Raw genomic sequence first — 24,327 nt, forward strand, 5'->3', positions numbered from 1 at the left:
GTCTACGGCTTGTGCGCTTTCTGGCGCAGCGCCTCGATGAGTCGCAGCTTTAGTTCATCTGCGGCCTTCTGGCTGACGTCCTGGCCGATCTGCGCGCTCGCCTGCGCCAGCGCATCGGACTTTTCCATAAACTTCCGGCCAGCAGGCTGGGCATAGAACGCCTCGATCTGGCGCAGCTCGTCGACGGTGATTGCGTCATAGTCGCGCTCGATCTCAGGCCGGTCCTGTGCGACCACGGGTCTCAGCTTGAGCAGGAGCTGCGGGAGCGCCGCGCGATACTGATCTGCGATCTTCAGCGTGGCGACGAGTTTTCGGGCAGCATCCATCGCCTCGGGCGACGGCGCTTGCGCCGACGCGTTGCAGACGAGGAGCAGGAGGGCGCCGGCAATCGTCAACAAAAATCTCGACATGCATCTCTCCCGAAAAATCGTCGCGGCGACGCGATGTGTTCTCAGCGGCGAGCCGGAGCCGCGCCGATGATCGTTACCGGCGCGCCTTCGGCGGCGGCCTCCCGCTCGTCGTCGACATCCGTCACCTTGACGAAGAGGCTGGGCACCCGCTCGGCGCGGTCGAGCAGCCACGCCGCCCCGAACATGATGGCGAAGCCGGCGAACGAGACGGCGAGTTGCTCCCAGACGCCCCTGGTGAATTGCATCAGGATCCAATGCGCCGAGAACGACAGGAACACGCTGAGGCAAAAGATCGGCAGCGAATGCTGGCCGCAGAGGATGACCGGGTGCAGCCATTTCAAATGCAACGCTTTCCAGTGGCGCGGGATGAAATAGGTCATCCAGATCGCCACCGCCAGAAAGTGCGTGAAGCGCAGCATGTCGAGGTCGGTCTTGTCGATCGGGTAGATCGCCTTGATCATCCATTTCGGGATCAGCGCCTCGAGCGCAGGGATGTGCCAGGTCATCACGATCAGCAGCGCGAAGAGGAGCCAGGCCGCGGCCAGCGTCATCGCCGCCTTCGACCACACCCATGTTGCGATCTTGTCGATCTGGCCGACGCCACACCAGGCGGCGAACACGAACATCAGCTGCCAGCAGAACGGGTTGAAGTACCAGGTCGTGCCCGGCGGATAGGAGGCGATGTTCCAGTCGAACCGGCGCGCCAACACATACAACACCACGGAGGCAGCCAGCGTCAGGTTCGGCCGGCGCACCAGGCCCCACACGATGAAGGGCGCGGCGAGCACCAGCGTGATGTAGAGCGGCAGCACGTCGAGATTGACCGGCTTGTAGCGCAGCGAGAGCGCCTGACCTATCAGGATGTCCGGATGGTCGAGAAAATTGTGAACGTTGAACTCGTCCGCATACATCGGGTTGTCGAACCTCCTGACCGTACGCGCGATCTGCGCAGTGAACAGCAGGAACAGCATGATGTGGGCAACGTACATCTCGCCCGCGCGCCGCCACAGCCGCTTCAGCGCGGCGAGAAACCAGCCGCCGGCGACGATCGGCCCGTAGATCCAGCCGACCAGATAGCCGGAGATGAAGACGAAGAACTCGGCGGCGTCGCTGAAGCCGTAGTTGCGCAAGGTCAGCCAGGCCACGACGTCGTGCGGGATGTGATCGAGGAAGATCATCCACAACCCGACGCCGCGGAAGAGATCGAGCCGCAAATCGCGCTCGACCGGCGCCAACAAAGCTGACTGGTCCCGTGTGCTCATGGCCCCGCCTCGTCCGGTGGGCGTCGCGCCGTCGCGGCGCCGAAAGATCGGATGCTAAAAAATGTAAATCACCTGGCCCTGCGGCTAGTGCCGACGGTAGCCGACCTTGGCGTCCGTGCAAGGGGCTTCGTCATCGGGGCGCGCAGACCGCGTCCGGCAAGTCATGAGACCTTGAACGGCGCTGGCTGGAGGTGGTGGTCGTCCCTGCAAAATGTCGAAAACAACCCCATGCACAGTAGAGACGGTCTCTTAAGTCCTTGCTTTGCCTGCGAAACTCAAACGACCCGTCGGGCAAAAAATCAGCCCGGCGGTACGATCGCACGCCAAGGAGGGAGCAGGGTCAGGTCAGCTCGCCGCCCCGGGCGAGCATCTCGGTCAGCATCGCCTCGGCCTTGTGCTGGAGCGGCAGCGCGCCGCTCTCGGAGGCGATCGCGATGGTCGCGCGCAGGGCGGCGAGGATGGCTGCCTTGTTCTCCTCGCCAGAGGATGGCGTCACCACGGCCTCGCCGAACAGGGCCTCGGCCTCGAGGCCGGAAAACCCCTGCTGGCGAGCGGTGTTGCGCGCCTCGCGCAGCATGTTCTGCGCGGCCTGGACGTCGCCGAGGCGGAAGGTTGCGAGCGCAAGGTAGATCGAGCTGCGCAGCACCGCCGAAGTATAGCCGACCGCCTTCGCCTCCTCGCGCGCCTCGGCCAGCATGCCGCGCGCCCGGTCGAACAGCCCCTGCTCCAGATAGGCGATGCCGAGATGACAGGCGAGCACCGGCACGAACAGCCGGATGCCGTGCTTCTGCGCCAGCACAAAACCGTCTTCGAGAATGGCAGCGGCCGCGGCCGGCTCGTTGCGGCCGAGCATCAGCCAGCCGCCGCTATAGGCGGCGGCGAGGGACGGTTGGTCTCTTCCGCGATTGCGGCAGCTTGTTGCTGGAGCTGGCCGGCGAGATCGAGTTCGCCCATGACCGTGCTGTTGATGCTGTTCATCATGCAGCACAGCAACAACGCGTATTTTGGGGTTGAACCGAAGGGAGCACTGGCCTCAGGCCCCGACAGTTGCGCGCAGGTCCGTGCGAAAAATCGATAGGCTTCCCGATAGCGCCCGGCAAGAAAATACACCTGGCCGAGTCCGTACTGTGCAGCGTTGAGCCAGCCCGGATTACCCCACTCCTCCGCAAGGCGCACGACTTCCTCGCCGATGGTAACCGCTTCGACTGGCGTGCCGTAGAAATTCTGTGCAGCCGCCATGACAGTCATGGCCGCCACTTTCCGTCCGATGTCATCGATCGCATCGGCGCGACGCTCGGCCTCCTTGCCGAGGTTCAGCCATTCGGCGATCTGGCCGGACGCAATGAACGCCGTACGCGCTTCGATGCGAACATCCACTGCAGTCGCTTCCCTCGCAGGATTGGTCGGCGTCATGTCCAGAGATCTCATGGCGATCTCGAAATAGTCAGCCGCATCGGTGAATGCCGATCGCGTCAGACATCTTCTTGCCGAGGCCCTCCCGTAGCTGAACGACTTGTCCCAATCCTTGGCCCGCGTGGCGTGATAGCAGAGCTTGTCGGGATCGTCGGTACCGCCTTCGCTGCCCTCGAGCGCCGAAAGGACGCGCGCATGGATGTCCTCGCGCACCTTTTCGACCATCGAGTCGTAGGTGACCTGCCGGACCATCTCATGCCGGAACTCCAGCGAATTCTCCAACTCGCTGTCGATCCTGACAAGCAACTCGGCGCGATCGAGCGCTACGAGGCACCCCTGTAGGACATCCTCGGACAGGGCCGCTATCTTCCCCAGCATGGCTTCGTTCGATCTCGGCCCCAAAGTCGCGGCGATCTGCAGAACGGATCGTTCTTGCTTCGACACCCGATCGAGGCGTGCTGCAATCACGCCCTGGATGCTGGTGGGAATACCGAGTTCGTCAATCGGACGCACGAGCGCAAGGTCGCCCCACTGGCCACGTAGCGTGCCGCTATCCTTCAATCCGCGACAGACCTCTTCAATAAACAGGGGGACGTTGGCGGTATGAGAAATGATCCGGCTCTTCAAGTCGGCGTTCGTCTCGGAGGAGCCAAGCATGTCTGCCAGCATGGCCAACCCCGAATCGTCGTCGAGGGGCCGCATTGCGACAATCTCTGCGTGACAGCGCGCAATCCGGACCGGCATGCCATTTGGCCGCGAGGTGAAGAGCACGAGAAGACCGGCCGCCTGTAGCGACGCAATGGCGGCAACGACGACATCGCTCGCCCGGTCGATCCAGTGCAGATCTTCGAGCAGAACCACCGTTCGCTGGCGATTGGCCAGGCCTCCGACGATCGCACAGCTAGCCTCGGAGATCGCTCGTCCTCGAGCGTGAGGCTCAAGCTCGTCCCAGTGAGGGTTCGATATCGGCAGATCGAGCACCGCGTCGAGCGCGGTCTGCTGGATCGCGGACAGGTGCTTCCGAGGATCCTCCGGACTGTCAGGATCCTTCGCCGCCGCATCCATTGCTGACCGCAAAATCCGCTTGAGCGTGCTGAAAGGCGCGCCCTGAAGGTTCGGGCTGGACTCGGCATCGATCAACCGCCAGCCATCGGCTTTCAACTGCTGAGCAAACTCATGCGCGAGCCGCGATTTGCCGATGCCCGCATCGCCAAGCAGCAGAACCGTCTGCCGGCTTGTCCTGGCGTTTCCGGCGGTGCGCTCCAGCAGAGCCCGCTCGGTCGCGCGATCGACGAAGCGAGAGACGCTGCGCGCCCGCCGCACCCGCCAGCTCGACAGGTCGCTCGCGCCTACGATCCGGTAGACCGGCACGGGCTGGCTGAAACCGCGCAAGGACTTGCCGCCTAGCGATTCGAATCGGACGTGTCCATCGGCGAGCTTTTGACAGGCTTCCGAGGCATAGATCTGGTTCGCCTCGGCCACCGCCTCCAGCCGCGCGGCCAGATGTTGGGCCGCGCCACCAATCTCGTAAACCTTGGAGAATTCGCTGGCGACCATGTAGGCAACGACATGGCCGGAGTGGAGGCCGACCCGCACCTGAAGTCCGGGGTCACCCAGGCTAGCCACGCGCCGGACGAGTTCGATCGCGGCGTGGCAGGCCATGGGCGCATGGTTGTCGTCGGCAATCGGGGCGCCGAACACCGCCGCAAGCCCGTCGCCCAGTTCCTTGCTGACGATGCCGCCGAACTGCCGAACCGCCCCTCTCATGGCCGCCAAGGCCGGCTCCAGGCGCGAGACCGCCTCCTCCGGATCAAGCTCTGCAACGAGCCCGGTGGAATCGATCACGTCGGCCCGGAGAATTGTGACAAACCGCCGTTCGCTATCGGGATCGGCGCGGCGCACGCCTGCACCGCAATTACGGCACCGGCTGTCGCCTGGGTCGATCATCGACTGACACGCCGTGCAAAGCATTCCCGTGCTCTCAAGACTTTGCAGCGGCATCGTCGGTCGGCCCTGCGAACTATGGCGACAAGATCGCTTATGAGCACCTGCTTAGCAACGGGGCATGCAGTTCATCCTGGGCATAGAGCCCCCGAGCTGGTTGCTGATCTGGACGATTCACAGTTCCAGGTGTTAGAGCATTTCCCGACCGGAAAGAATCGGGTGGGGATTCCCAAAACGGCGCGAGTCAGATTCAAGCTGCATGCTGGCGAGGGAGGCCAGCATGTATGGCCAGGGCGCTTTCGGTTGATCTTCGCCAAAGGGTGGTAGCCGCGATTGACGGTGGCATGTCCTGTCGACAGGCTGCTGAGCGCTTTGGTGTCAGCGCGGCCAGTGCAATCCGCTGGCGCGGTCGCCTCAAGAAAGTTGGCGACATCGTTCCTAAACGCCAGGGCGGTGACCGCAAATCGCAGCGCATCGAAGCGCATTCGCAATTGATTCTGGAGGCGGTGACAGCGAGGCCGGATATCACGCTTGCCGAGTTGCGAGAACTGTTGAAACGTCGTGGAATATCGACTGGCATCGCGTCGCTCTGGCGTTTTTTCCAGCGCAGAAAGATCACACTTAAAAAAAGACAGCGCACGCCGCCGAGCAACGGCGCGGCGATATAAATGCCGCACGTGAGGAGTGGTTCGAAGGGCAAATCGACCTTGCCCCTGAGCGTCTCGTCTTCATCGACGAAACCAGCGCCAACACCAAAATGGCGCGGCGTTACGGGCGCTCGCCACGCGGCGAGCGATGTCGTGCAGCTATCCCACACGGACATTGGAAGACGACGACGTTCACCGCTGGATTGCGCTCCGACGGTCTGATCGCGCCGCTTGTTCTGGACGGTCCAATGGATGGCGACGCTTTCCTGGCCTACGTCGAGCAATTGCTCGCCCCATCGCTGCGGCCGGGCGATACCGTTATCATGGACAACTTGCCCGCTCACAAGGTCCATGGCGTTCGAGAGGCCATCCAGGCGGTCGGAGCTAGCCTGCTCTATCTTCCGCCCTACAGTCCAGACTTCAACCCGATTGAAATGGCCTTCTCCAAACTGAAAGCGCTGTTGCGGACCGCCGCAGCCCGCACCATGCCCGATCTCTGGCAAGCAATCGCCAACGCTCTCAAACGCTTTCACCCGAGGAATGTCAAAATTATCTCGTCGCGGCTGGTTACGACGCAACGTGATCGGAAAACGCTCTAGCTTGCCAAGAGCTGCGCGAAAAAGTGGCTGCGAACGACGAGCCGCCAGGCTCTTGTTCTCGCCGTCAAGCTTCGCAAAGCTGCATATTTCCCGGGGAAGCCAAGCACTCATTGAGGGGCAGAATACATGGGCATGATCGTCTATACCGGTAAGCCATTTAAAGACCTGATGAACAGCAATTACTATCCGCTGGCGAACATGAAGAAGAGCGTGGCCAAGCTCAAGGCCTCGGAAGACATCGATCTACCGACTTTGGAATACGGCCAGTACCACCTGATTTTGAACCCGGCATCGAATTGGCCGCAGGGAAGCGCCAAGTATTGGCACAAGGAGAAGGGCCGAGCCCGCGTCGACCTCAGCACCCAGCCGAACACGGTCCCCCTGTCCAAGGATGAGCCCGGCGTCATCCCTCTGACACGGTGCGACCTGCTCGATGCCTGCGTCCGGAAGTGCTTCAACTCCGAACCGCCCATCCCGATGAAAACCAACATCATCAGCCACGCGGCGAGCGACGCCTATGCACATCGGCACGAGATCCGGTTGGAGTGGGAATACAAGAGGGGCTCGGACAAGCCGACGCTGCTCTATCTGACGATGGTCTGTCCGCATAAGCCTCCCAAGTCCTGATCTCGGGTCGAACCTGACGGGTCGACGGAGGAAGGTCCGATGTCATCGCCGCCTCGCCCAGCCGCGAATGCGTTGCTCGACGGACCGATCCTGCGCACGCTACTCTCGCTCGCCTGGCCGAATGCGCTCGCGTTTTCGGCTGGCACCCTGGTTGCGATCGCGGAAACCTCGTAGATCGGAAAACTGGGAATCGAAGCGCTTGCGGCGATGGCGCTGGTATCTGCCTGCGTGATGTTGACCATGAGCATGTCCGGCGCGGCAATGGGCGGGGGCCTGTCGTCGGCCCCGTCACGGGCCTGTCGCACGAAGATGATCCGCTACCTGCCGGTGCGTGCGCGAGTCGCCTCGATGAAGCGGTCGCCGCGTTCGTTTGACAGGAGCGCCCGATGCCCGTTGGACTGCTGGAGGTCGTAGGCACCATCGATGTCAGCCAGTTCTGGCCGGAGGGCCGGTCGGACGCCGACACCACCAAGGTCGTGGTGAATGTCGCCCCTGAGGCGATCCGCTTCCGCAAGAACGACTCGGTGCCGTTCCAGCCGACCCACGTCTTCGAGGGCGCCAAGGTCAAGGGCCGGACCGCGACGGCGCCGATCAAGAACGGCAAGCTCACCATTCGCCTTCAGGGCATCGACGCGCCGGAGCTGCATTATCAGCCCTCGCCGCTCTCGGCCGCCGAGAAGCAGGGCCTGAGCGACGCCAAGCGGCAGGCCTATCACGAGGTCACACACCCCTACCGGCAGTTTCTGGGCGCGACGACGAGCAAGGCGCTGCATGACTTCCTCAGCAGCGCCGGCGGGCCAACGCTCGCCTACCGCGTGTTCACCCATGTCGATGCGCCGAACGAGGTGTTCGACACCTATGGCCGGCTGGTCGGCGACATCGAGGTGACGGTCGCCGGCAAGAAAATCGACATCAACCACTGGCTGGTCGAGCAGGGCTTTGCCTATCCGACCTTCTATTCTTCGATGAACGACGACGAGATCAAGGCCTTCCTCGCGCTCGCGAAGCCCGCACGCGCGCAGAAGCTGCCGGTCTGGAAGCATCTCGCCAAGACGATTCCCGCTTTCGACTTCGACCTGCGCGAACCCAGGAAGAACGAGACCGACGTGCTCGCGACCGACAAGGGCCCCGTGATCCTGCCGAAGCTCTATCGCCGCTACACCAACTGGTCGGCGCGCAAGAAGGCCAAGGTGACGAGCCAGACCTTCCAGAAGTTTCTGGGCGAAGGCTCCGGCGGCAAGCCCGACACCTGCTACGAGATCGACGACTTCCTGACCAACGGCGTGCACTCGGCCACGCCGCGCAATTTTGCCGACTTCGTCGAGGGCGGCAAGACGATCAAGTTTCAGCCGGAGGGGCTGGTGTTCGGCGAGGCGCCGTCGAGTCTCGTGGGGGCGGACGGCAAGCCGATCACGACGTTCTGAGGAGGCGCGCGCGGCCGACCGGGATCGACGGCGTTTTGTCGCAGATTGTTGCCGGCCGTGAGCTCGCACGTTCATGCGCCGCTATTCTCCTGTCGTTGCAGGCATTTCCGGCGGCCGACGCCGGCCGATCAAAGGCTGCTCGCGCTAACGGTTAGAATTCGCTACTACACAACCATAGATTTTTCGTCTATTTTCCTGGCCGCGGCCATTGGGGAGCGTCCTCGGCAGAAGTCCGAGTGACCCAGGATGCCGGCTCTCAGAGCGAGCCGGTGGATGAGAGCAAGATCAATCCGGCGGAGCCGCCTGCCCGTTCTCTCGGCCGGCCGGCGCCGCAGTCAAGCGACAAGGAGAGCGGCATGCTGGTTCGACAGAACGTGTGGGAGCTTGGCGGCGACTGGGCGGATCCGATTCTCTGGTACGCGCGCGCGGTTGGCACATTGAGGCCGAAGCCGCTCAACGATCGAACCAGCTGGCGCTTCTGGGCCGGCATGCACGGCTATCATCAGGGCCTGTGGGAGTTCTACGGCTACAAGGCGCCCACCGAGCAGGTTCCTGCCCAGGCCGACTTCGACGAGTTCTGGCAGCAATGTCAGCACGGCAGCTGGTATTTTCTGCCGTGGCACCGCGGCTATCTGATCGGGTTTGAGAAGCTCATTCGTTCGACCGTCGTGACGCTCGGCGGGCCGCCTGACTGGACCCTGCCCTACTGGAACTACATCAAACCCGGTCAGGATGGCTTGCCGCCGGCATTCGGCAGCCCGGACTGGCCGGACGGCACAGGCAACAATCCCCTCTTCATTGAACAGCGGTGGGGACCCGGCGATCCCTCGCAGCCCGGCAAGGTCTTCGTCCCGCTCGACGCCGTGAACCTGGACGCGATGGACGTTCACGAGTTCACCGGTGTGGCAAGTGGCGGCGACCGCGGCTTCGGTGGCATCGACACCGGCTTCGAGCACGGCGGCACCAAGCATGGCGACATCGAAAGTCAACCGCACGACCAGGTTCACGGCCTTGTCGGCGGCGAGAAGATGTTCCCGGAGGCGAGCACGAGGCCACTGCCGGGACTGATGTCGTCACCGGTGACGGCCGGTCTGGATCCCATCTTCTGGCTGCACCACGCGAATATCGATCGGCTGTGGCAAAGCTGGAGGCAGAGCGATTCCCAAAACACGGATCCGGAAGAAGCCAGTTGGAAGAAGGGACCTGCCAGCCTCGGCCAGCACAAATTTGTCGTTCCTCTCCCCGACGGCTCGCCGTGGGAGTACACGCCGGAACAGATGTCGGACTTTGCCGGGGTGGGCTATACTTACAGCGATTTCTCGCCGGCAGGCGCGCCATTGGCGGCCGTCGCCGGCAGGACAGCGACATCATCCGGAGCGGTCGCGATGGCGAGATCGACTGGAGCAACAGTTGAGGTGCTTGGCGCCAATGCCCAATCGCTTCCCGTCGCAGGGAAAGGTGCCGAGACCTCCGTGCAACTCGATGCGCGTACGCATACGAAAGTTGCCGCCAGGCTGGCTGCGGGCCCCGCGCCCGGGGCGCGCGCGGAGCAGGTCTTTCTCAATCTGGAGAATGTGCGCGGATATTCCGACGCCACCGTGCTGCAGGTGTATCTGCAGTTTGCGGGGAAGGACGGCGCGCCGTCCTTCGAGCGGCAGGTCGGGAGCATCGGGCTGTTCGGCATCACCAAGGCGACGGAGAGCGATACCGGGCATGCGAGAGACGGCTTGTCGTACGCGCTGAACATCACCAAGCCCTATTCGGAGTTCGCCGGTTCGGGCACTGCCGATCTCGCAAAGGTCGGCGTTCGTCTCCAGGCCGTCGCGCCGGTGCAGCAGTCGGCCGACGTGAGTGTCGGCCGCATCAGCATCGTCCGACAGGGCGATTGACGGCCGCTCATGACGCCCGCGGCCTACGAGCGTCTGCAAATCCGTATTCCGCTCACCGTCGCGGCAGCCGCCGCGTGGGCGGCCGTCGTGGCGTTGTCGGACCAGCGCAGGCTCGTCGCCTTCTGCAACAGCGATGTCTGGCCGGCACTGTCGCTCGATCAGCTCGCCCTTGCCATGACGTTCTATTCGCCGACAACACTCGCCGGCGAATGGATGCTGATGGTCGCGGCGATGATGACGCCGATGCTCGCGGGCGCTCTTGGGCACGTGCGTGCGCGAAGCCTGCCGCGTCGACGCATGCGGTCGATGGCGCTCTTCATGATCGGATACTGGGCCATCTGGGCGGCCTGTGGCGTTCCCATCGTGCTGGCCGTGCTGGCGCTGCAACTGATGCAATCATCATCGATCGTCACGATCGCATTGGCGGGATCGCTCGTCCTGGTCTGGCAATTCTCCCCCGTGAAACAGATTTGCCTGAACCACTGCCACGACCAGCCGCCGCTGGCGGCGTATGGGATCAGGGCCGACCTGGCTGCTCTCGGATATGGCGTCACCCAGGGTATCTGGTGTTGCGGAGCCTGCTGGGCGCTGATGCTCGTTCCGTTGGCGACGCAAGGCGGCCATTTGCCGGCGATGGCCGCGACCAGTGCATTCCTGATCGCCGAGCGCCTGGACAAACCGCGGCGCCCGGCCTGGGAGGTACGATGGCCATCGACCGCTGCCAGGCTGCTATGGTTCAGGCTTGGCCTTTGGCGACGCTCGGAGAGCGCCGGAGTGAAGGCAACCTGATCGGTGCCGACGGCACGCGCGACGACGCGATTCCCGCAGGCAACCGGGCAAACTTTGCCGGCGACACCGCCGCACCGGCAATTTTTTCAAGCCGCCGATGAGCGCCAGCCCGGAAACATCGGGAAATCGAACGAAAGGATTTGGCACGCACGTTGCTTGCCCTTCGCGATCGTCTCGAGGGGCCGAACATGCAAGTCACGCCAGGAGCATCAATCTTCGGCTACCAGCCTGCAAAAGCCGGCTCAGCGACCGGTGCATCGAAGCCGCCGGTGACCGATAATGGTGGGCCCTCGCAAGCAAGCGAAGATGGCGCATCGGGCGACAGCAGCGTCGTGCAGGAATTCCTGAAATACGCGAAGATGAATCCCTTCGACCGTATGCGGGCTGCCATTCTGAAGAGCATGAATCTCAGCGAGGCCGACCTCGCCAACATGACCCCGGACCAGAAGGCGGCGGTGGAGCAGAAGATCCGGGACGCCATCGAAAAGCAGCTGGAGAAAAAGGGCCAGCAGCCCGGCAGCCTGGTCGACCAGTCCGCGTAACGACCGCGCGTCACCAGTGGAATGTCGCGCCTTGTCCGGTCTCACCGTGAAATGGGTCGTTGTAAAAGCGATCGTTCCTAGCAGGCTCCCGACTCGAACTTCACCACCTCATGATTGGTGATGACTTCTCGAACGACCAGGGCATGCAGCTTCCGGGTAAAATCCGGATCGAGCCCGCTCTGTGCGGCGAGGATGCGAAGCCGCTTCAATTGCGCCGCTTCGCGTCTGGGATCCCGGGATTCCAGTCCATGCCTGGCCTTGAGCTCTCCGATCGCATCAGTGCAGCGAAAGCGTTCTGCGAGCAGGTGCACCATCGCCGCATCCAGATTGTCGATGCTGCGGCGCAGCCTGGCGAGATCGCCGGCAAACTCCTGGTCATCATCCGTCATCGATCGGCACCTCCAGACAGCGTCGCGGCGGACAACCCGCCCTTCTGCAGAATGAAGCCCGCGATCTCGTCGACACCTTGGCCACTCTTCAGATTGGAGAGGATGAACGGTCGCGCACCTCGCATCCGCCGCGCGTCCGCTTCCATGATCTCCAGATTCGCGCCCACCATGGGAGCCAGGTCGATCTTGTTGATCACCAGCAGATCGGAACGCATGATCCCCGGCCCTCCCTTGCGCGGGATCTTCTCTCCTGCGGCGACGTCGATCACGTAGACGGTCAGATCCGCAAGCTCCGGGCTGAAGGTGGCGGCGAGATTGTCGCCACCCGACTCGACGAAGCAAAGCTCCGCGTCCGGAAATTTCAGGTTCATGTCGTGGATCGCCGCCAGGTTCATCGAGGCGTCCTCCCGTATGGCCGTGTGCGGACAGCCACCCGTTTCCACCCCCATGATGCGCTCTGCCGCCAATGCCTGCGCACGGGTCAGAATGAGCTGATCCTCCTTGGTGTAGATGTCGTTGGTGATGACGTAGATCTCGTAGAAATCGCGCAGGTGCTTGCACAGCGCCTCGACCAGCGCCGTCTTTCCGGAACCGACCGGACCGCCGATGCCGACGCGCAGTGGCCCGTTGGTTGCCGCAATGCCAGGTGTGCGGAGACACCTGCTCTCGCGTTCAATCGTCTTCATGAGCGAAACAACCTCGTATATTGGAGCTCGTGTGCGATGGACGCGAGCTCAACCATCAGGCCCGCCGAACCGAGATCGTCGACCGTCTCGCGGCTTGCGATTTCACTGCGCGACAGGATCGGCAGCTCGAGCGCCGCGATGGCGAGCTGACCATCGGTCTGACCGAGAGGCACCAATCGCACGCCCGCGCTCACCAGATTGGCGACATAGCTGTGCAGGAATGCCGGCAGCGCGATTTCGACGGCAATCCGTTCGCGCGCCGCCCGCGCTCCGAGCAGGACAGCCAGCACCGGCGGGCATTTCGGGTCGGAGAACATGTCCAGAATTCGATCCGGCCAGACACTGCGAAGGGTCGTAAGGCACGCCGACGATTGCTGTGCGGATTCGAGCACGAATTCGGATGTGCCGCGGGAAGCGGCTGCGAGTTCGGCCAGCTCCGGGAGCTGGTCCTCGGCGCCCTCGGCCACGCATCGGTAGGCTTCGCTGAAGAAGATGGCTTCGTTTCGGCCGGAGCCGTAGCAAAGGTCGGCCTCGAGCCAATCGATCAGGCTGCGCCGATCGGAGACATGGCCGGCCTCCACGGCCCACTCCAGTCCGTGCGAGTAGCTGTAGGCCCCGTTCGGGAACGACGGCGAGAGCCAGCTCTGCAGCCTCAGGAACGCCAGCGCCTGCTGTCCATAACTCTGATCTGTCATCGCACCACCATGCCGGCAACGCGTCAGTACATGAAATAGCGCTGCGCCATCGGGACCACATTCACCGGCGGACAGGTGAGGAGACGTCCGTCGGCTCGCACCTCGTAGGTTTCGGGATCGACCTCCATGCGGGGCAGCGCGTCGTTGAGGATCATGGAATGCTTGCCGATCGATCGCGTGTTCGAGACCGGCAGGAGTTGCTTGGCCAGGCCCAATTGTCTCGTCGTTTCGAGCGAGGCCTGACTGACGAAGGTCACGGAATTTCTGCCGGGAGAACGGCCGAAGGCACCGAACATCGGCCGGTAATATTCCGGCTGAGGCGTCGGGATCGACGCATTGGGGTCGCCCATGATCGCGGCGACGATCATGCCGGATTTCAGGACCATGTCGGGCTTGATCCCGAAGAACGCCGGATCCCAGACGACGATGTCCGCGAGCTTTCCGACCTCGACCGAACCGACATGGCGTGACATTCCCTGCACGATGGCCGGATTGATCGTGTATTTCGCGACGTAGCGCCGAGCCCTGAAATTGTCGTTCTGCCCGGTCTCCTCCGGCAACCGCCCGAACTGCTTTTTCATCTTGTCGGCGGTCTGCCACGTCCGTGTGATCACCTCGCCGACGCGCCCCATCGCCTGGCTATCCGACGACACGATCGAGAAAGCGCCGAGATCGTGCAGGATGTCCTCTGCGGCGATCGTCTCCTTTCGGATGCGGCTCTCCGCGAAGGCGACATCCTCCGGGATGCGGCGATCCAGATGGTGGGTCACCATCAGCATGTCGAGTGCTTCGTCGAGCGTATTCGCGGTGTAGGGACGCGTGGGATTTGTCGAGGCTGGAATGACGTTGCTCTCGCCGCAGACCTTGATGATGTCAGGCGCGTGCCCGCCGCCGGCCCCTTCCGTGTGGGCCGCATGGGTCGTCCTGCCCTTGAACGCGGCGATTGTGCGCTCGACAAACCCGCCTTCGTTCAGGGAATCGGTGTGGATCATGACCTGCACGTCCATGTCGTCGGCGACAGAGAGACAGCAGTCGATCGATGCGGGCGTTGCGCCCCAGTCTTCGTGCAGCTTCAGGCCGCACGCGCCGGCTTCGATCTGCTCGACCAGGCCCGCGGGTAGGCTCGCATTGCCCTTGCCGAAAATGCCGAAGTTCATCGGGAACCCATCCAGCGCCTCGAGCATCCGATGGATGTGCCATGGCCCCGGCGTACAGGTCGTCGCCGTCGTCCCTGCGGCGGGTCCGGTCCCACCACCCATCATGGTCGTGACGCCCGAGAAGAGCGCCTCGTCGATCTGCTGCGGGCAGATGAAATGAATGTGCGTATCCATTCCGCCAGCGGTGATGATCTTGCCCTCGCCCGCGATGATTTCCGTCCCCGGCCCAATGATGATCGAGATACCCGGCTGTATGTCGGGGTTGCCCGCCTTGCCGATGGCGGCAATGAGCCCGTCCCTGATCGCGATGTCGGCCTTGACGATTCCCCAGTGATCGAGGATCAGCGCGTTGGTAATGACCGTATCGACCGCGCCCTGCGCGCGCGTGAGCTGCGATTGTCCCATGCCGTCGCGAATGACCTTGCCGCCGCCGAACTTGACCTCCTCGCCATAGATCGTGAGGTCCCTCTCGGGCTCGATGAACAGATCGGTATCCGCCAGGCGCACCTTGTCGCCGACCGTGGGGCCGAACATCTGCGCATAGGCCGCGCGGCTCATCGTGTGGGACATGTCTTCCTCACCTTATTCGTTGGCGCCGGACGCACCGGTCGCCGATTCCAGAGGTCCCATCACGCCGCCGCTGAAGCCGTAGATGCGCCGCGCTCCGGCAAACGGAATCAATGAGACCTCGCGCGACTGACCCGGCTCGAACCGCACGGCCGTCCCGGCCGGGATATCGAGGCGGCATCCACGAGCGGCTGATCGATCGAACACGAGTGCGGCGTTCACTTCGGCGAAGTGATAATGGCTGCCCACCTGGACCGGCCGGTCGCCGGTGTTGGCTACGGCAATCGATGGTCCGGTCCTGTCCCCGTTCAGGACGATGTCGCCGTCAGCCGGAATGACCTCCCCGGGAATCATGCCACGCCTCCAAGCAGCAGCAGCCCGACGAGCCCGGCGCATACGCCCGCCGCGCGAAGCAAACTTCTTCTGGCCGCGTTTCCTCCTGAGAACCCGATGACCATGCCGGTCAGGAGAAGAGCGGCGGTCGCCGTCGTGAAGCCGATCACGTAGGGAACAAGCATCGAGGCGGCGTCAGTTCCGTGGGCGTGACCATGGAAGAACGCAAACAGGCCGACGGCCGCCGCGCCCAGCATGACGGGCATCCTGAATTCGAACGCAACGAACGCTCCCAGCGCCACCACCGAGAGGCTGATCGCCGCCTCCACAAATCCCAGCTCAAGTCCTGCGCTTGCCGCGGCGAAGCCGCCCAGCATCGCGATCAGGAAGGTTAGCGGCCACACGGCTCTCGCGGATCCGCCCACGAGCGCGCTCCACGTTCCCACCAACGTAATCGCAATCAGATGATCGGCGCCGCTGAACGGATGGACGAGACCGGCGTCGAACGAGCTGCCCGCCCCCTGAATGGGATGAGCGAAGGCCGGCGATGCAAGCAGGCTCAACGCGGCGACGCAAATCGCGATGATGCGCATCATCGACTCCTATCGGATCGGGTTGTGCACCGGGACAAGCTTGGTCCCATCCGGAAACGTCGCCTCCACCTGGATCTCGCGGATCATTTCCGGGATGCCCTCCATGACCTGCTCGCGGCGCAGCAGCCGGCCGCCTTCGGACATCAGGTCCGCGACCGATCGTCCGTCGCGGGCGCCTTCCATGATGGCATCCGAAATCAATGCGATGCTTTCGGGATAATTCAGCTTGACGCCGCGCGCGAGCCGGCCGCGCGCAACGATCGCAGCGAGGGCTATCATCAGCTTGTCTCGTTCCCGTGGCGTCAGATTCAAGATGCTCCTCCCACTTGGCCGCGCAGCTAACAGGACCACATCTTCGGCACTCCGAAGGGACCGGATCCGAGTTCATCGTCGAGTTGATCGAGGAAGCGGCACAGACCTCGCCTGAGATCCACGCTTGCAATCGCGGCGACCCGGACCACGATGATCGCGCCCACGATCGTGACGCCGCACGCGCATTCCAGGGACGCACCGATCTCGCGCAATCTCTCGAGCCGGGCCTCGAGACCCGGACCGAAATAGATCATCGTCGCGATCGCCTTCCAGTTCGAAAGCAGCGCCGTCTTCCGAAGCTGCAGGAGCGCCTGGTCTGACGCGAGGAAGCCATCTGCCCACACCAGACGGCCGTCGACCCTGACGCGCCAACTGTCCAGGATATGTCCGGCCAGAACCTCCTCGCCGCTCTCGATGCGGCCAAGAACCAGCCATTCGAGGGCGATCAATTCGGTGCCCGAGCACACATCGATCTCGGTCTGTCGCGCGATGCGCGCCTGGTTGAAGACGATCGTCTCTTGCGGAAGCCACGCAAGCCGGGCATTTCCCTCCGCCCTTAACCGCGTCCGGATTCGGGCAGGCCGATCCAGCGCCCGATAGACCTTCTCCGCGGCCTGCGTGGTCACCGCGACCGACGCATTGCCTTGAGCGACCACCTCGATCCTGATCTCGTCGCCACCCGCGACACCGCCCGAGGTATTAATGAGGACCGCCTCCTTGCGCCGGCGATCGTCGACATTCGGGAAGGCAACGGCCATCGGAAACTTCTGATAGACGTCGATGATCTCCGTGCCGTTTGCGGCACCGGAGAACACCACGCGAGCTTCCCCGACAGCGCGCTGCAGATCGAATTTTCCCGTGGCGCCCTGCCCTTCGCCCGGATGGCCGGGATGAGCCGCGGATGTCCCGCGAGAGCGCTCGTGAATTGCTTCAAACATCCGTCTCGGGGCTCATGATGGACCGTGTGTGTCTCGCATATCGGCGAGGGAGAGGCCGGGCGCGGAACGGCAATGCCGGCCACGCCCGGACCTCATGTCGCGAAACCGGGATCAGAAACCCGCAAGACCCTGGGAGCCGTTGTACGGGATCTTGACGCTGCCGATCTCCTTCAGCGAACCGTCCGGCTGGGTGCTGTAGCTGACCAGCTTCGAGGCGTTGCCGTAGATCTGATAGAGATAGGCGCCGTCGGGCGAGATCCAGCTATCGCTGGGACCGCTCGTCACGGTTCCGTTCAATCCCCTCGCGGTGCCGTCGCCGGGGACCTTCGGACACGCCGGATCGCACGCAATCTCCAGGCCGCCACCATTGATGCGGTAGCTGCTGATGTTGCTGTAGCCGAAATTCGTCGCGTAGATCGTGCGATCATCGGGCGCGACGGCCAGCCAGCACAGCTCGGACGGCAGGCCCGCGCTGGTGTCGATCTTGACGAGCGGGCCGATCTCGATCGAGCCGTTCTTCTCGATGGTGCAGATGGAGCATCCGTCACCGACGGCATAGCCGATCACGAACGTATTCGGACGCTGATTCAGGAACGCGATGTAGAACGGAGAACCGCCCTTCGCATCGTAGAACCTGGCCGTGCCGAGCGAGCCGTCCTTTTGCAGGGCGAACACGGCAAGGCCGTCCGGATCCGGTGCATTCGACGCAATCGAGTGCAACGCGCCGCCGGCGCGCTGGACCCAGAGAATCGGCGAGCCGTCGGGATACAAGCCGGTGAGCGCGATCGGCTCATCGAAAGTGGTGCCGACAAGCACGAGCTCCTCGTTGGGCGAGACCACGACCATGGTGGAGACACGGTTCCGCTTGCTGTACGTATTCACCGTGTATCGCTCGGGCCGCGTCTTGAGCATGCCTTCGGCATCGACCGACATCAGCCGAAGATGATCCGGTCCGAACGCGTGCAGCACGAAGAGGGTGCGCGTCGACGGAGCGAAAGCCAGCGATTTGGCCGTGCCGCTCCTGCCCTCGACCGGGTTGCCGGTCGACTTCACGTCGAGCAGCGTGAGACGACCGTCGCTCTCCAAGCGGAAGCTCGAAACGGAATTGTCTCCGCCATTGGTCGCAAACAAAAAGCGCCGATCGGATGTAATGATGACGCTTCCCGCACCCTCGTAGGAGTTGGGCGCGCTGTCCTGGCCGCTGATCGGCTTGAATTCACCGGAGCCGGCGCCGCCCGTCTTGATACGCGCGACCTCAGCCAGCTTGCCGTCCGCCTGCCGCGTGTAGTGAATAATGGCGTTATCGATCTCGTTGGTCTGGATATAGAGATGGCCAGTCTGCCCCTTCGACATTCCCATCTCGCTCGTCGTCGCCTCTTTAGCCATCTCTCGCTCCTTTGATGATTGGCTTTGGTAAATCGAATGACTTTCGGTGACCTGCACCATTGCTATGGCTTCAGCGGAGGGTATCCATCGACGTAAACCCAGTCGGACGCCCGCACGGGCACATGGCACGCCTGGCATTGGGCCCTGTAATTCGTCGTCGTCGTTTTTGAGCGATCGCCCGCGTCGAACCAGGACCATCCCCAGCCGTCGCCCCACAACGCGCTCTCCGGGTGACGGTTCGCGGTGTCCTTCACCATCACGAACCATCCCTTCAAAGCATCGGCGCGGCTGACGGTACCGGTCGTCATTTCGGAAGTTGCCGCCTTGAACACTTCCTTGACCAGCACCGCACCGTCCGGGAAGCGCTTGTCCTTCCGATAGGCGTCGATCACTCCAGGCGAGGCGTACACGACGTGAAGCTCCTTCGAGCCGTGAGTGTCGTCTGCCGCGATGGCCCAGCTTCCGAGGATTTGATAGGTCGTACGATAGTCATCGGGCACGTGCAGATGCCCGTCGCGGTCGGCGACACTCGCACCGGTCGAAACGCCATCCGCCGCGTTCGCCCGCAACTGTGACTGCTTGACCGCGGCCGCGATCCCAAGGATCACGACGACGGCGACACAGGCGGCTTTGAGGATTTTCATGCCGATTTTCCGCCGATTACGCGGTCACCGCGCGTCCTTGTTGTCCAGCAGCGGATAGAACTGGGTCCAGACCTCATCCTTCTTGGCGTTGGCGATGTGGCAGTAGGCGCACTCGTCCTTCGACTTCACCTTGGCCATCGACGCCTTCGGTTCGTGGTGATTGAAGTTGAAATAGCCCCACCCGTTGGTGTCGGCGAAGCGCTTCGAGTCCTTGACGGTCACGTCGGCGCCGTTCCACTTGCCTGGGAAGTAACCACGTCCCGACGCTTCCGTTCGCGAGCCGTCGGCATTCTCCTGCGGCAACGTCAGCTGCAGCTCCTTGAACAGGATCGTCCCCTCGGGGAATTCGCCGGTCTTCTTGTAGATCGCGTACGAGCCCGGCTCGATATAGACGTTGTGGAATTCCGGGAAATTCGCCTGCCCGCCGTTGAGGGCGTTCGGCGTCAGCGGCGATCCGACATAGACCCACTCGTGGAAATTCTTCGGCAGGAGCAACTGCCCGTCCGCGGTGTATTCCGGCAGATAGCGCGTATTGCTCTGGGCATTGCTATCCTTGAGCGACCCGAAGAACAGGATCGTTGCGACCGCACTGCCTACGATGACCGCCGCTGCTGCCTGGACTCTCACGCGCATTGTCTTCTCCCGCGACTGCGGCCGAACGCGCGAGGCGCCGGCACGATTGACCTGTCGACAGATGACTTAGCCAGTCGCGGAAGATCCTGCGCGCTGGGGATTGCTTCCGCTTTGGCCATCTTGATGCATTCCGTGCCGAACCTGCGATCGGTGAAGAGGTTGACGCTGCGGACGCAAGACGCGCGGCCCCAATCGGCGCCGCGATCGCGGCGCGGACGGCCATGGAAACGACCGAGAGAGTGCAAGGTTAGCGGGTGAGGTCTGAAAGCGGGGCTGCGCTCAGGGGGCGCTCGCGGCAGATCCGGTAATTGTCCTGCCAGGGGCGAAGCCGCTCGAAGGCCGCGCTCGCGGCCAGCACGTCGAAGTCGGCGTTTCGCCGACCTATGATTTGCATCCCGACCGGAAGTCCATCCGACAGACCCGCCGGAATCGAGGCTGCCGGATGACCGGTGAAGTTGACGAAGTAGGTCAGGCCCCATCCGATCAGAGGATCTATCTCGACACCATTGATCGACTTCGGTCCAACCGTGTTGCCGTCGCTGGCGTTGTCGACCGGCGGGCACGCGACGGTCGGCGTGACCAACAGATCGAATCTTTCAAGGACGTTCTGGAAGGCATCGTAAACCTCCGACCGGACGGCCTGGTCGCGGAAGAAATCGAGCCCCGACATGCGATTGGTCCTTTCGACCCAATCCATATATTCAGGCGGAAAGTCGTCGCGATGCTCGCCGAACAAATCGATGCCGTCGCGCTTCATGTTCTCGATCGCCTGCAGGTTCAGAAGCATGTAGAGACGCGACCAGACATCGCTCAGCTCCCGTTGCGAACGCACGATGCCGAGCTTCACCTCCTCGACGTGAGCACCGGCTTCCTCGAACGCCTGTACCGCGCGGCGGACCGTCGCCGCGACTTTTCCGTCGACCGGAAAGACGTCCAGATCCGGACTATAGGCAATCTTGAGGCCGCGGATCGAACGACGGGTCGCCGCGGTGAAGTCGACGGGCGGCTCGATCAGGCTGAAGGGATCTCGCGGATCAGGGCCGGCAAGTACGTTCAACGCGATGGCGGCATCTTCGACCGTCCGCGTGATGGGCCCTTCGAACAGGAACGGAGAGTCGGCCACGCCGAACGCGTTGGGACGCACGAGGAACGGCACGCGTCCGAATGACGCCTTGTAGCCATAGACCCCACACCAGGCGGAAGGGATTCGTATCTAGCCGCCGGCGTCCGTACCTTCTGCAATGGGTAGCAGTCCATCGGCGACCGCCGCAGCGCTTCCTCCGGATGAGCCGCCCGTGTTCTTGGCAAGATTGAACGGGTTGCGCGTGGGACCAAACAGGTAGTTGTCGCAGGTGCCTCGGAATCCCATGAGGGGGCTGTTGGTCTTGCCGAGGAACACGGCGCCGCCGCGCTTCTCCATGCGTTCGCAGAACACGCAGTAACCGTTCACGACGTGATGATTGAGCGCGCGGATGCCGCCCAGGCTCGCAGGCCAGCCCGGCTTGAAGTCGAACAGATCCTTGAGCGCAGACGGGATGCCGTGCAGCGGCCCCCACGACTCGCCGGCGACCAATGCGCGCTCGGCCTCTTTCGCTCTCGTGCGGGCGCCGTCGAAATCGAGATAGACCAGCGCATTCAGGCTCGGGTTGCGCGCTTCGATGCGCCGGATGAACGCATCGACCACGTCAACCGGCGACAGCTCACGCCGCCGGATGCGAGCCGCCAGTTCGTGCGCGGTGAGGTAAGCGAGTTCGTCGGAATGCAAGGGCTGGCTCACGCTCGACATCGTCTCCTCCTTCTGAACCACTTCAGGACGAAGCCGCATTTGACATTGAAACAGTTCTTGCCTGCGCAGCCGTGATTGCTTCGTCTTTCGCAATCTTGATGCATTCACCGCGACGGCCATCGACAAGGCATCGATCAGGGTTCATGTGCGCTGACGTGGGCTGCAGGTTACGCCGACGCGCGTTGGGACATCCTGCGCGTCACCGCACAAGGGCACGCTTCCATGGACCGACCTCCCGTTTCTCGCGGCTTCAAATCCAAACGACAGACGCCCGAAGCCGCCCGGCTGCCACCGGGTCAGTACCTGACGACCGACTTCCCGGTGCTGTCCGCCGGACCCACGCCGGAGACCCGTGTCGCCGACTGGAAGATTGCGCTTCAATTCGGCGGCTCGTTGTTGGGGAAATGGACCTGGGACGAATTCGAGGCACTGCCCCAGACCACGATCACGGTCGACATTCACTGCGTCACCAAATGGACCAAGCTCAGCACGGTCTGGCAGGGCGTCAGCTTCGACGATCTTCTCAAGGTGGTCGGGCTGAGCGAGCCGCCGGACGCCTATGTCATGGCGCATTGCGACGGCGGATACACGACGAACCTTCCGGTGATCGACCTGGTCGCGGGAAAGGCGATGATCGCGACCCGCTATGAGGGCCTGCCGCTCGCCCCGGCGCACGGCGGCCCCGCGCGACTCCTGGTGCCGCATCTCTACTTCTGGAAGAGCGCAAAGAGGCTGCGAAGGCTTCGCTTCATGCCCAAGGACGAGCCCGGGTTCTGGGAATCGCGTGGTTATCACAACTATGGCGATCCCTGGCGGGAGCAACGTTATGACGGCGACTGATGCGCCTCTGCAGCAGCCCAGGATCGCGTGGCAGTCCGGTCGCGTACAGGCCATCGTGGCCGAAACAAGCCGGGTGAGGAGCATCATCCTGCAGCCGGCCAACTGGTCCGGGCACTGGCCCGGCCAGCACGTCGACATCCGTCTTACCGCCGATGACGGCTATCAGGCCGAACGAAGCTACTCGATCGCATCGCCTCCGGAAGAAGAACTGCTCGCTCTCACGGTGGAACGGGTCGAGGACGGAGAGGTGTCCTCCTATCTCCTCGACGAATTGCGGGTTGGCGGCGCTCTCGAATTTCGCGGACCCATTGGGCGGCATTTCATCTGGAGCCAAGCGCGCGGTGGACCGATTTGCCTGGTTGCGGGCGGCACCGGGATTACGCCGCTGATGGCCATGTTGCGCCACCGCAGGAGGTCGCTCGCCCCCATACCGGCATCATTGATCTATTCGGCACGCAGCCTTGCCGACGTCGTGTACCGGGATGAACTCGATACGATGGCACGCGGCGACCGCGACCTGCGCCTGGTCTATGCGCTCACCCGCGATCATCCGAGCGACTGGAACGGACATCGGGGACGGGTCAACGAGGCCCTGCTCGCAGAGAACAGCTTTACGCGCGAGCAGAATCCCACGTTCTTCATTTGCGGTCCCACCAGGTTTGTCGAAGGCATCGCGAGCATGCTCGTGAAGCTCGGCTTCGACCCTCTCGCCATAAGAACCGAACGTTTCGGGCCAACAGGAGCATGATCGCCATGGCAGACAACATCGCCGACCTCATTCTTGGCGGTGATCCCGGCACACACTTGCTTCAAGAAGCCTTTGCCTTTGACATCACCCTGACGAAGATCCGGTGTGCGGCATGCAACACCGTGTCCTGCCTTGGCGCTCTCGCTGTCGACGGCGGGCCCGTGGAGGCACTGGTCAAGTGCGCCGATTGCGGAAGCGATCTGATGAGGGCGACGCGCACTCAGAGGGGATGTGTCCTTGAAATGCACGGTGCCCGGCACCTGTACTTCTGAATGCCGCGCCCGATCGCCCGCCAAACACCGAAATCAAAGACCCGCCATGCACGCTGAAGACGTCCACCTCGCTGAAATCGAGCGCCAGATTGCCGCCACCGCGGCGAAGCTTCGCGAGCTGATTGAACAGTCGGCCTCACATCTCGCCGCGATGAGCGAAGAGCTTGTCGGCCAGCGAATTGACGATCAGGCCGCACGGCTCGAGATTCTGATCAGGCGCCGCGACGAGCTCCTCAGAGCCAGATCCGGCGAAGACTGAAAAGGACGGCCGGGGCAGATCGGGAAGCGTCAGCCGTGAAATTTCAACCCGTCGACGATCTTGTCGATCACCTTGCGCTCGGCGCGCATGGAAATCCCAACCAGATTCAGGTCTGTGCGGGAAACGGCCTTCACGACTTCGCGGTTGGCGGCATCGTGAGTGGTCGTGAACATGTCCTCGGTATAGAGCCCCGGCGTCACTCCGCGCGTCAGTGCGCGATCGAGCGCGCGTGATAGCGCCGCGCGGTCGGCGCCATAGATCAGGATGGGCTGGCCGATCAACGGCAGATATTTTGTCCCGGAGCCGTCTTCGTAGGGGTCGCCGATGCAAGCTGGGAAAGCCGCGGCGATCCCGCTGGCGAGGAAAGAGGCCACGTTCAGCTTCTGCCACGGCTCAAGGTCGGTGCGGACCACGACCGCGATCTTGGTGTCAAACTGCATGACGGTTTTGTCGCTATCCTCAGCGCTCGCGAAGAGCGAAAGTGCCCTTACTCCATGCTTGCGCGCATCGAACGCTTTTGCAAGTGGCCCACTTCCGCGGACG

Annotated in this window: 23 protein-coding genes and 4 pseudogenes; 11 read left to right on the plus strand and 16 right to left on the minus strand. The window is 63.0% G+C overall.

Annotated elements, in window-relative coordinates:
• Nucleotides 1–2: 2 nt before the first annotated feature.
• From HAP41_RS41760 to HAP41_RS41770, 3 genes and pseudogenes are all read right to left on the minus strand, one after another.
• The gene (locus tag HAP41_RS41760) at nucleotides 3–410 is read right to left on the minus strand and encodes a DUF2059 domain-containing protein (protein WP_166078250.1); all 408 of its coding nucleotides are present in this window, start codon (nucleotides 408–410) and stop codon (nucleotides 3–5) included.
• A gap of 41 nt (nucleotides 411–451) precedes the next feature.
• Complete coding sequence (locus HAP41_RS41765; protein WP_166078249.1) at nucleotides 452–1,672, minus strand: OpgC domain-containing protein; 1,221 nt, start codon at nucleotides 1,670–1,672, stop codon at nucleotides 452–454.
• A gap of 340 nt (nucleotides 1,673–2,012) precedes the next feature.
• Nucleotides 2,013–5,056, minus strand: a pseudogene (locus HAP41_RS41770) (ATP-binding protein).
• 257 nt (nucleotides 5,057–5,313) lie between these two features.
• On the opposite strand from HAP41_RS41770, the pseudogene HAP41_RS41775 reads away from it, so the two are divergent.
• The 7 genes and pseudogenes from HAP41_RS41775 to HAP41_RS41805 all read left to right on the plus strand — a co-directional run bounded on the left by HAP41_RS41775 (nucleotide 5,314) and on the right by HAP41_RS41805 (nucleotide 11,546).
• Nucleotides 5,314–6,259 (plus strand): annotated as a pseudogene (locus HAP41_RS41775) (IS630 family transposase).
• A gap of 142 nt (nucleotides 6,260–6,401) precedes the next feature.
• Nucleotides 6,402–6,902 carry a hypothetical protein gene (locus HAP41_RS41780; RefSeq protein ID WP_166078248.1) on the plus strand — a complete coding sequence of 167 codons (501 nt, stop codon included), beginning with the start codon at nucleotides 6,402–6,404 and terminating at the stop codon, nucleotides 6,900–6,902.
• A gap of 39 nt (nucleotides 6,903–6,941) precedes the next feature.
• Nucleotides 6,942–7,199: pseudogene (locus HAP41_RS41785) on the plus strand (MATE family efflux transporter); the annotation flags it as partial.
• A gap of 89 nt (nucleotides 7,200–7,288) precedes the next feature.
• The gene (locus HAP41_RS41790; protein WP_166078247.1) at nucleotides 7,289–8,326 is read left to right on the plus strand and encodes a thermonuclease family protein; all 1,038 of its coding nucleotides are present in this window, start codon (nucleotides 7,289–7,291) and stop codon (nucleotides 8,324–8,326) included.
• Nucleotides 8,327–8,682: 356 nt separating this feature from the next.
• Nucleotides 8,683–10,215 (plus strand): tyrosinase family protein, encoded by a 1,533-nt coding sequence (locus HAP41_RS41795; RefSeq protein ID WP_166078246.1) that lies wholly within the window; start codon nucleotides 8,683–8,685, stop codon nucleotides 10,213–10,215.
• A gap of 9 nt (nucleotides 10,216–10,224) precedes the next feature.
• On the plus strand, nucleotides 10,225–11,004 hold the full coding sequence (locus HAP41_RS41800) for a DUF2182 domain-containing protein (RefSeq protein ID WP_166078245.1): 780 nt from the start codon (nucleotides 10,225–10,227) through the stop codon (nucleotides 11,002–11,004).
• A gap of 188 nt (nucleotides 11,005–11,192) precedes the next feature.
• Complete coding sequence (locus HAP41_RS41805) at nucleotides 11,193–11,546, plus strand: hypothetical protein (protein WP_166078244.1); 354 nt, start codon at nucleotides 11,193–11,195, stop codon at nucleotides 11,544–11,546.
• A gap of 77 nt (nucleotides 11,547–11,623) precedes the next feature.
• Here HAP41_RS41805 and HAP41_RS41810 read toward each other — a convergent pair whose 3' ends face one another.
• The 12 genes and pseudogenes from HAP41_RS41810 to HAP41_RS41865 form a co-directional block, all read right to left on the minus strand.
• Complete coding sequence (locus tag HAP41_RS41810; protein WP_166078243.1) at nucleotides 11,624–11,935, minus strand: chorismate mutase; 312 nt, start codon at nucleotides 11,933–11,935, stop codon at nucleotides 11,624–11,626.
• A complete protein-coding gene (gene ureG, locus HAP41_RS41815) occupies nucleotides 11,932–12,621 on the minus strand; it encodes an urease accessory protein UreG (RefSeq protein ID WP_166078242.1) in 690 nt (229 codons plus the stop codon). Before ureG ends, HAP41_RS41810 begins: the two co-directional genes overlap by 4 nt.
• Complete coding sequence (locus tag HAP41_RS41820; RefSeq protein ID WP_224580602.1) at nucleotides 12,618–13,202, minus strand: urease accessory protein UreF; 585 nt, start codon at nucleotides 13,200–13,202, stop codon at nucleotides 12,618–12,620. Before HAP41_RS41820 ends, ureG begins: the two co-directional genes overlap by 4 nt.
• A 137-nt stretch (nucleotides 13,203–13,339) precedes the next feature.
• A complete protein-coding gene (gene ureC, locus HAP41_RS41825) occupies nucleotides 13,340–15,043 on the minus strand; it encodes an urease subunit alpha (RefSeq protein ID WP_166078240.1) in 1,704 nt (567 codons plus the stop codon).
• Between the two features lie 12 nt (nucleotides 15,044–15,055).
• Nucleotides 15,056–15,394, minus strand: coding sequence for an urease subunit beta (locus HAP41_RS41830; protein WP_166078239.1), 339 nt, complete (start codon nucleotides 15,392–15,394; stop codon nucleotides 15,056–15,058).
• Nucleotides 15,391–15,966: a HupE/UreJ family protein gene (locus HAP41_RS41835; RefSeq protein ID WP_166078238.1), complete on the minus strand. Its 576-nt coding sequence runs from the start codon at nucleotides 15,964–15,966 to the stop codon at nucleotides 15,391–15,393. Before HAP41_RS41835 ends, HAP41_RS41830 begins: the two co-directional genes overlap by 4 nt.
• Before the next feature lie 9 nt (nucleotides 15,967–15,975).
• Nucleotides 15,976–16,278 (minus strand): urease subunit gamma, encoded by a 303-nt coding sequence (locus HAP41_RS41840; protein ID WP_166078237.1) that lies wholly within the window; start codon nucleotides 16,276–16,278, stop codon nucleotides 15,976–15,978.
• Between the two features lie 26 nt (nucleotides 16,279–16,304).
• Nucleotides 16,305–17,216 (minus strand): urease accessory protein UreD, encoded by a 912-nt coding sequence (locus HAP41_RS41845; RefSeq protein WP_224580601.1) that lies wholly within the window; start codon nucleotides 17,214–17,216, stop codon nucleotides 16,305–16,307.
• A 111-nt stretch (nucleotides 17,217–17,327) separates the two neighbouring features.
• Nucleotides 17,328–18,740 (minus strand): lactonase family protein, encoded by a 1,413-nt coding sequence (locus HAP41_RS41850; protein ID WP_225048993.1) that lies wholly within the window; start codon nucleotides 18,738–18,740, stop codon nucleotides 17,328–17,330.
• On the minus strand, nucleotides 18,665–19,246 hold the full coding sequence (locus HAP41_RS41855; protein WP_166078236.1) for a cytochrome P460 family protein: 582 nt from the start codon (nucleotides 19,244–19,246) through the stop codon (nucleotides 18,665–18,667). The genes HAP41_RS41850 and HAP41_RS41855 overlap by 76 nt, the downstream gene beginning before the upstream one ends.
• A gap of 24 nt (nucleotides 19,247–19,270) precedes the next feature.
• Nucleotides 19,271–19,879 (minus strand): cytochrome P460 family protein, encoded by a 609-nt coding sequence (locus HAP41_RS41860; RefSeq protein ID WP_166078235.1) that lies wholly within the window; start codon nucleotides 19,877–19,879, stop codon nucleotides 19,271–19,273.
• A gap of 247 nt (nucleotides 19,880–20,126) precedes the next feature.
• Nucleotides 20,127–21,785 (minus strand): annotated as a pseudogene (locus tag HAP41_RS41865) (amidase).
• A 102-nt stretch (nucleotides 21,786–21,887) separates the two neighbouring features.
• Here HAP41_RS41865 and HAP41_RS41870 point away from each other — a divergent pair.
• From HAP41_RS41870 to HAP41_RS41885, 4 genes are read left to right on the plus strand one after another with little or no spacing between them, the layout of a single operon-like run.
• The gene (locus HAP41_RS41870; RefSeq protein ID WP_166078234.1) at nucleotides 21,888–22,505 is read left to right on the plus strand and encodes a sulfite oxidase-like oxidoreductase; all 618 of its coding nucleotides are present in this window, start codon (nucleotides 21,888–21,890) and stop codon (nucleotides 22,503–22,505) included.
• Nucleotides 22,492–23,253 (plus strand): ferredoxin reductase, encoded by a 762-nt coding sequence (locus HAP41_RS41875; RefSeq protein WP_166078233.1) that lies wholly within the window; start codon nucleotides 22,492–22,494, stop codon nucleotides 23,251–23,253. Before HAP41_RS41870 ends, HAP41_RS41875 begins: the two co-directional genes overlap by 14 nt.
• A 5-nt stretch (nucleotides 23,254–23,258) precedes the next feature.
• Nucleotides 23,259–23,525, plus strand: a complete 267-nt coding sequence (locus tag HAP41_RS41880; protein ID WP_224580600.1) for a DUF6510 family protein — start codon at nucleotides 23,259–23,261, stop codon at nucleotides 23,523–23,525.
• Complete coding sequence (locus tag HAP41_RS41885; protein WP_224580599.1) at nucleotides 23,491–23,784, plus strand: hypothetical protein; 294 nt, start codon at nucleotides 23,491–23,493, stop codon at nucleotides 23,782–23,784. Before HAP41_RS41880 ends, HAP41_RS41885 begins: the two co-directional genes overlap by 35 nt.
• 29 nt (nucleotides 23,785–23,813) lie before the next feature.
• On the opposite strand, the gene HAP41_RS41890 is transcribed toward HAP41_RS41885, so the two are convergent.
• Entirely contained in the window at nucleotides 23,814–24,224 is a 411-nt protein-coding gene (locus HAP41_RS41890) for a DUF2000 family protein (protein WP_166105471.1), read from the minus strand.
• Nucleotides 24,225–24,327 lie beyond the last annotated feature (103 nt).

Origin of the sequence: Bradyrhizobium barranii subsp. apii, assembly GCF_011516635.5 — a bacterium.
GTDB lineage: Bacteria > Pseudomonadota > Alphaproteobacteria > Rhizobiales > Xanthobacteraceae > Bradyrhizobium > Bradyrhizobium barranii.